The sequence below is a fragment of the Sphaerothrix gracilis Ecp01 genome (genome assembly GCF_030405905.1).
In the GTDB taxonomy this organism is placed as follows: Bacteria; Cyanobacteriota; Cyanobacteriia; order Phormidesmidales; family Phormidesmidaceae; genus Sphaerothrix; species Sphaerothrix gracilis.
Map to the genome: position 1 here is coordinate 1 of NZ_JASATW010000058.1, position 7663 is coordinate 7663.

Sequence of the window (7663 nt, forward strand, 5' to 3'; positions counted from 1 at the left end):
TGCGGATCACCAGGCGGCCGTTCAAAGGCACGGCGCTGAGGCTGAGGTTGAAGCCTTCGCCGTCCTCGTGCGCCCAGGCGGCGCCGATCTTGGTCCAGTAGGTGCTCTCGCCTTCGCCCTCAACCAGGTAGACCGCGTGGCTCGGCTGGCGGGATGGTTTGGGTTGCGTCATGGGGATTCTCCCGTTGGTTTTCCCGGCCACGCCCTTCGCGGCCGGTCGGACCGCACGGGGCGGCGCCCACCTGAGCCTCCGGGAGGCGGTCACGCGGTCACACCGCCCACACGGGAGCGCAGCGAAGGGAGCGGGCAGGCGGTTGACCGCGGGCAGGGGCGACGCACGGTCCGACGTTTCCAGGCCGCGGGGTGTGAGACGGGAACGGGAGATTCTCCGCCGCAACCCACCCGCCGGCGGGGCACGGTCGTTCAGGAGGGCAGGGGAGGGCCCACGGGACCGGGCGCTCTGGGCAGCGGGGCGAAGGGCTCAACCCGTCGCTTGCGCTCCGACGCGCCTGCCAGGCTCCGTACGGCCACGCCAGATCCACCGGGGCGGGGGCTCATTGCCGCCCCCGCACCCCCGCTAGGATTTTCGTGAACGGTGAGGGATTGTAGGAATCTACAGGTCGGATTCGTCAGCCAGACTCGGATCGGATACGAGTTTCGGAATGCTCTTGCCGGCTTTAAGAAGCGGCCCGCTGAATGCGGTCTCAAGCCGGCGCACGTGAACGGACAACCACTCGATCATGTCGGGCCAATTCGAGCGATCATATCCATCAAACGGCTTGGCAAAGATGATTCGGGAGGCTTTGCGATCATCCATGCGCCGCCAATCCAACGGATTGCCAAATGCAGCCTCTAGCTTGGTCTTATCAGCGAGCAACTGATCAAAAATCCATTTGTTTTCGGACATATCCGCTCGCTGTAGGCTGAGTTCAACACGCGCCTCATCACGTGAGAAAATCATCTGGTAGGGACAAGAGCGAACACCTGACCCGGCACTTAACCAGTGATCGTGCGTTGGATTGATGTTGCGGTAAAGCTCGACACCATCAGAACGTAGTTTATCCAGGGCTTCTTCCCAAAAAGCCCGCCGCAAACTATAGCGTTTCTTCTGGGCACTCTGGACACTCTTCTCCTCATTATCCTTTGTCGACATCCCAATCATATAGTCTGCTGCTTCTGGAATCGGGATGATCTGCCGCACGTCAACAAAGAGTTCTTCGCCGTGAGAGTAGGGTGTTACCTTGAAGCATTGAGCGCGAATGCCCCGGCCGAGAAGCCACAACACCGTGGCCGTCACCTCGCGTCTAAAGTTCGCGGCGATATAGATCAATCGCTGATCATTGCCCGAGTTGAGCACGGTCTCTTCAAGTTCCTCAACGTCCAAAAATTCGCATAGCTGTTGTACGGCATTCCCGCCGCCACAATACCGATCAAGATACTGCTGGTATATATCGACAATCTGCGTCTTGGTGAACCCGGACACATAGGCGGCATACTTAAGATTCTGCCAGACAACATCTCGTCCTGAGTCGTCGAGCTTGTTCTCGATCACGACCAGATTACCGTCCTTGTCCAGTGCGAGTAGATCAAGGCGCTCACGAGTGGCGTCGAATCCGTCGAATTCCTTTTGAATCACAAGAAGCTCTTCTCCGAGCGCCTCGGGCAGATTCGCGAGCCACTCTTGAAGGTGCTCGCGTTCGCGAAGATTGAGGTCGGCGAAGTGTCGCTGTCTCAGCCTCGAAAGCCGATTTGTGATGAGGTCAACCCGGTACATGAGCCCCTTCCCGTCTTCTATGTCTCCGCGCAGGTGCCGCGGTTCAGCTTGTACCCCTTGCGAAGCTTCACGCCAGCTAGGCGGGCGAGAGCACCCTCGGCATGATCGAGACGCCCGAACGTCGACGCTTTCACCTGGCCGCCGCTGCCGATGCGGCCCCACTCCCGCACTAAGCTCCATTCCCCGAACAGGGTAGGGACCACATGCATGCGGTAGAATCGCGCCACATTCCGGGCGGGGTCGCGCCGGCGGAGATACACCTCGGTCATGACGCTCCTCCCTGGCGCCGGCGCGCAGCCGGGAAGTAGGCGTAGAAGGTCGCCCGGCTCACACCGAGCCGCTCGGCGATCTTCGCCACGGGGATGGTGGGGTCGGCGAGCATGGCGCGCGCCACCGCGAGATCCTCGTCGCCGAGCTTGCGCGGCCGGCCGCCTTTTCGGCCGCGCGCGAGAGCGGCTTTGAGCCCTTCCATGGTCCGCTCGCGGTTGAGGTCGAGGAAGTACTCCGCGATCGTGCCCAGGAAGTTGAACATCAGGCGCCCAGTCGGGGTCTCGGTATCGACCTGCTCGGTGAGAGAGCGGAGCTTCACGCCGCGCTCCTGAAGCCCGTGGGCGGTGTCCAGCATCTCGCGAAGGGACCGGCCCAGCCGGTCGATCTTCCACACCACGAGCTGATCCTCCGGCCGGAGGTAGGCGAGGGCGGCCTCGAGCGCAGGGCGCTTCGTGCCAGCGCGGCCGGAGATCTTCTCCTCGAAAATCTTCTCGCACCCGGCGCGCCGAAGGGCGTCCCGTTGCAGGTCGAGGTTCTGGTCTTCGGTCGAGACGCGGGCGTAGCCGATCAACATGTCAGGAATGTACCCCAAGGGGGTATTTCTGACAATAGATTACGAGACATATTTTCCGGACAATAGTGGCCGCGCTCGATGCCTCCGAGGGAGGGGAGGGCGGCCGTGTCCGGAAAAGGGTCGTTTAATAGACTATGGGCGTGAGCTCAGACCTGGGCTTACGCCCATAGTAGCCAGCCGCACCGGCCGTTTGGCTGGGTCAAGGCCGAAGAGCGGAGCGTGCCTTGACGCGGCCGGGCGGACGGGGCTCCTCAGTGTACCCACGGGGACAGCGGTACGTGAGAGCCCTCTTCCGCATGCGGGTCGCGCAAGGAAAAAGCGCTGCCGCGTCAAAGGCCGGCGTGCCTTGCGAAAATCTTAAATTACGCAAGGAACCTATAGAGCGTCCAGATTGATAATCCGCGGATGGACGCCCCTCATCCAGTCAGGCAACTCCATGGCAGAATGCACGAGTATCTTCCCCTTTCCGCCCGCATTAAGCTTTCTCTCAAGTTCGATATCGTGCGCCTGCGCCAAAGCTTGAACGACAAAAGCGTATGGCGATAGATCTCTTGGGAGAAGTCCCACGCGCCTAATCTCTGCCTCTACAAGTCCAGTTAGCCTATCAGCATCTTTGATGTTCGCAATAGCAAGAGCTTGACGGACGTTTTCGGCTAGTCGTCGCCGATCCTCTGGAAGTGCGTCACTAGGCCATATCCTCTCTATCTGATCAATTATCTTTAATACAGAGGATGTCTTCCTATCCTTCTTAGCAATAGCACTCGATCGTGAGAGGTTGTTAGCGTCTGCAATTGCAAGCTCTGCATGCTCTAACATAGCCTTGACTTGGAACGCAATTCTCTCCTTAGGCCAACTGACCGAATCGGTCTTATATATAAGATCGTGTGTCGCTCTTCCCCAAGCATACTGCAAGATTGTCTTAATTTGTATCTCAAATAACAGCCCCTCAAGGTCTGCGTTCTCTCGTCCGGCAGACTCCCCACGGGTCACATATAGACGAAGATCGTCGAAGACGAAGCTTGAAGCCTCTTTATGCGTATCGTCGTCCCGTTCAGGTTTCCGAAACTGAGGTGTGTAAAACGATTCGATTAGTCTTTCTGCAGTTTCTATCTCTGATTGAGTTGATACGACTATCGTGCAAGCATAGAAGTCGTCCGGCTCTAGAGGATTGTCGATACGACCTGTCTCCAGTTTTAGAGCAAAGCTCTCAAGTGTCTTTACTCGATGTATAAAGAACCAATCTTGTGACTCGACGGCGGGCTTGATCTTAGCGGAAACCTCCGCTGCTAGGCGGGAATATCGCTCCTCTGCCGAGGCGAATATCTCACGGGCCTTCTTACTGATCTTCATTATTAGCCGGCTCCTGCCCGTGCAGAACGGCAACTAGATCGTGGTGTCGAGCCAATCTCGGAGCTAAATCGGTACTCGCCCCCCGTATGTTGATCGCATAGCTCAGCACGGCACGCTGATAAACCTCCGGTTCATCTTGAATCTGCGGCACATCATCGCCCTGAAATCGATCTACCACCTGGGATACGTCACCCAGAAATGTCTTGTATCGAGGAAGCATCTCATCCACAGAGAGCAAGCGATTTTTTTCCAAGGTAAGATACGCCCACAGCGTATAAAAATGCCCCTGCACCTTGAAATAATCAGATACGCCTTTGTCTAGTTCAAACAAAGATCGGACGTAAGATTTCGTTTGATCAAATTGTGCTCGGAAGTCATCTTCAACGAAAAGCGGCTGCTCGGATGGTTCCTCGTAGGCGGCGTAGACGTCATCGATCGCATCTTGATCGAAGCCAATGATTCTTGATTGAAGCGTGACAATCATGAGTTCAGAAATAAACTGGACATCCGCCATACGCTTCATGCGCGCCGGGGTGTTCAGACCTAAATCGCGCCAAACCTGCTTATCGGCTTCGGCTTCGGCAGTTCTGATAAACCACCCATCATATTTAGCATGTCTCAATTCTTGGTTAGTAAGCTTTCGCGCATTTCTATTGATTCTCTCAAATATATTTTTGATTGCAGCATCGGAAACATCAGCAATCTGCTCAACAACAAGCTCATAATTCCAAAATAGCTCTCGCTGAGCCCTGGGAAGATCGTTCCACTTCTTCTTTGCAAGATTTACATCTGCAAAATCTTCAGGAAGACGAACTTTATTATTTCTAAACTCAATTATCGTTTGAATCCGCTGCTTACCATCGACAACGTGGAAAGTTTGTTTTCCCGCATCATCAAGTGTTTTGTGCAAAAAGACAGGTGGCGCAGGCAGATTATTCATAATTGTATCTATAAAAAATTCCTTATCCTTACGAGACCACACACTTCGTCGCTGATAAGGAGGGTCAAGATTTAGTTGGCCCTTGTCATGGAGATCAAGAAACCAACTGATATCCTGTGGTCTAGGGCTCCGAGCCATCGTCTGGTGCCTTATCTTATGAGTTTTTCGTTGTGAGAGAGGCGCAGCTGTACAAGGCCGGTCGGCTCCGACACAAACCAAGCGTAGCTTCCCCAGGCCAAGGTATCTACTGTTTTCTTAAACGGGGAGCCGCTCCGGTCGAGGTAGGCGGTGACGTAGGCCACGTGCTCCACCGGGAACCCGGCCGCCCGCGCGAGATCCGCCAGGGCGCTCTTGCGGCGCTCGTTGATCGGGCCATCGGACGCGACGGCCTCGACGAATACGAGGAGGGGGTGCTCGGGCTCCAGGTCCACCAGGATCGTGTCGGGAAGGTTCTTATCGGCCTGGATGTTGAGACCGATCCGCTGCGCGAGATCCTCGTCACGGGCCACCACCTTGTTGCCGCTCTCGCTGACGAACAGGACGGCCGGTGCGCCGAGGAACCGCGGCGCAAACACCTCGATCACGGCCTTGGTGATCTCGGAACTCGGCCCCGGCTGCAGGTGCCGTGCCTCCCCGTTGGGGAAGGTCACGAGCACCCGGGTGGTGCTCGCTCCTGCGCCGCGGCGCACGAGCGCGATCCGGGCGAGGGCGCCCTTGTTGAGGTTGGCCTTCTGCCAGGCCTCGATCGCGGCCGTGAGGTTGGCCCCTGTGAGGCTGGGATCGAACAGGGCCGCGAAGGCGCCCTGCAGGGCATAGCGCGGCTTGCTCGACGTGGTGGGGAGATCTCCGCGCTCGACGGCCGCGCCGAGCGCGAGGAGCCCCTCTCGCAAGGTCTCGTCGCGGATCGGCTCGCGGGTGTTGTCGGCATACCACTGCTCACCCGGTGGCCGGAACCCGGCCCCTATCACGGCCGTGGCGAACGCCTGGCGCGTAGCCGCCGTGGTGTCGGCCGCCTGGTCGTCGCTCATGCGATAGACGTGCTTGGGAGTGAAAAACACCCCCGTGCCGTCGATCGCGCCGACATAGAGGGCCGCATACACCGTGCTCGCCGCAAGCAAGCGAGTGACATAGTTCCGGTTGGCGGTGCCCTCCGGAAAGATTGCCTGCAGCCGTTCGTGGATCTCGGCGCGGGTCAGGAGAGGCTGCAGGCTCATTGGTGCACCTTCGGGCTGGAGGATGCGGAGCCGCGAAGCGGCGTAGTATTCTCCAGCCCGAGCACTTGCCGCGACGGCCATGTGTGCTCGCCCGTGAAGGGCCCGCATGAGACCCGCCGCGCGGCAAGTGCCGGGAGGACCGGACGGACCACGGGGTGTAGCGCCTGCGCCTGCCAGCCGGAGCGCCTTCCAATGAGCGATCCGCACGACCTCCCGGCTCGGGTGAAGGTACACCGAACCGGGAGACGTCGCCTATGCCTTTCACCGTTGGGTTCGACTGGGGTAACGCCGGCCACGCGGCCTGCATCCTCGACGAGACGGGCGCGGTCCGCGCACGCCTCGACGTCCCGCACACCGCCGTGGGGCTCGCCAAGCTCGTGGCCGCGCTCGCGCGCATCGCGCCCGCCGGGGAGATGCCGGTGGCCATCGAGCGCCCATCCGGCCTCGTCGTCGACACGCTCGTCGCCGCCGGCCACCCGGTCGTGCCGATCCATCCGAACGTCGTGAAGGCCTGCCGTCCGCGCTATCGCGCCGCCGGCGGAAAGTCCGACCCGGGCGACGCCTACATGCTCGCCGACATCCTGCGCACCGACGGCCATCGCTTCGCCCCGCTGCGCCAGGCCTCCGACGCGGTCAAGGCGTTGCGCGCCCTCGTGCGCGGGCGCGACGACCTCGTCGCCACCCGCGTCGGCCTCGCAAACCAGCTGCGCAGCCTGCTCGAAAGCTTCTGGCCGGGCGCCGCCGCGATCTTCGCCGACGTCGACAGCCCCGTCGCGCTCGCCTTCCTCGCCCGCTACCCCACGCCCGAGAGCGCCGCACGCCTCGGCGAGAAGCGCATGGCCGCCTTCATGGCCCAGGCCCGCTACAGCGGTCGCCGCAGCGCCGCCCAGCTCCTCGGTCGCCTGCGCGCCGCACCCACCGGCCTCGCAGGCCGGGACGAGAGCGAGGCCAAAGGCGAGATCGTGCGCGCACTCGTCGTCGCCCTCGAGCGCATCGTCGCCGCGATCCGCGACCTCACCGCCCGCATCGAGCACGACGTCGCCGAGCTGCCCGACGGCCGCATCGTCATGTCCTTCCCGCGCGCCGGCCGCATCAACGCCGCCCAGATCCTCGCCGAGATCGGCGACGACCGTGAGCGCTTCCAGACCGCAGACCAGCTCGCCGCGGAGGCCGGCGTCTGCCCCGTCACCCACGCCTCCGGAAAGAGCAGGGGAGTCGTCTTCCGATGGGCCTGCAATCACCGTCTGCGCGCCGCCGTCACCTGCTTCGCCGACAACTCCCGCCATGCCTCCCCCTGGGCCGCAGACGTCTACACGCGCGCCAGGCAGCGCGGATGCAATCACCCTCATGCCGTCCGGATCCTGGCTCGCGCCTGGATCCGCATCCTCTGGCACGCCTGGCGAGATCGAGCCGACTACGACCCCGCACGCCATCTCGCCGCGCAAAAATGCGCGGCATAGGAAAACAAAGGTGGACACGGGGTGTCTCATGGACGAACCTTCTTGAGATGGTAGGATTTCGGGCGGGTGAGCGCGTGGTAG

The 7663-nt window shown here is 60.5% G+C and carries 7 protein-coding genes; 1 reads left to right on the forward strand and 6 read right to left on the reverse strand.

Annotated features, from left to right (window positions below; translation table 11 throughout):
• Nucleotides 1-613: 613 nt before the first annotated feature.
• From QJQ48_RS27010 to QJQ48_RS27035, 6 genes are all read right to left on the reverse strand, one after another.
• A complete protein-coding gene (locus QJQ48_RS27010) occupies nt 614-1774 on the reverse strand; it encodes a DUF4268 domain-containing protein (RefSeq protein ID WP_346294335.1) in 1161 nt (386 codons plus the stop codon).
• A gap of 17 nt (nt 1775-1791) precedes the next feature.
• The gene (locus tag QJQ48_RS27015) at nt 1792-2043 is read right to left on the reverse strand and encodes a WGR domain-containing protein (RefSeq protein WP_346294336.1); all 252 of its coding nucleotides are present in this window, start codon (nt 2041-2043) and stop codon (nt 1792-1794) included.
• On the reverse strand, nt 2040-2618 hold the full coding sequence (locus QJQ48_RS27020) for a recombinase family protein (RefSeq protein ID WP_346294341.1): 579 nt from the start codon (nt 2616-2618) through the stop codon (nt 2040-2042). Before QJQ48_RS27020 ends, QJQ48_RS27015 begins: the two co-directional genes overlap by 4 nt.
• Before the next feature lie 375 nt (nt 2619-2993).
• Complete coding sequence (locus QJQ48_RS27025; RefSeq protein WP_346294337.1) at nt 2994-3968, reverse strand: hypothetical protein; 975 nt, start codon at nt 3966-3968, stop codon at nt 2994-2996.
• Nucleotides 3955-5046, reverse strand: coding sequence for a DUF262 domain-containing protein (locus tag QJQ48_RS27030; RefSeq protein ID WP_346294338.1), 1092 nt, complete (start codon nt 5044-5046; stop codon nt 3955-3957). The genes QJQ48_RS27025 and QJQ48_RS27030 overlap by 14 nt, the downstream gene beginning before the upstream one ends.
• An 11-nt stretch (nt 5047-5057) precedes the next feature.
• A complete protein-coding gene (locus QJQ48_RS27035; RefSeq protein WP_346294339.1) occupies nt 5058-6122 on the reverse strand; it encodes a BsuBI/PstI family type II restriction endonuclease in 1065 nt (354 codons plus the stop codon).
• A 254-nt stretch (nt 6123-6376) separates the two neighbouring features.
• Here QJQ48_RS27035 and QJQ48_RS27040 point away from each other — a divergent pair, with 254 nt between their 5' ends.
• On the forward strand, nt 6377-7582 hold the full coding sequence (locus QJQ48_RS27040) for an IS110 family RNA-guided transposase (protein WP_346294340.1): 1206 nt from the start codon (nt 6377-6379) through the stop codon (nt 7580-7582).
• Nucleotides 7583-7663 lie beyond the last annotated feature (81 nt).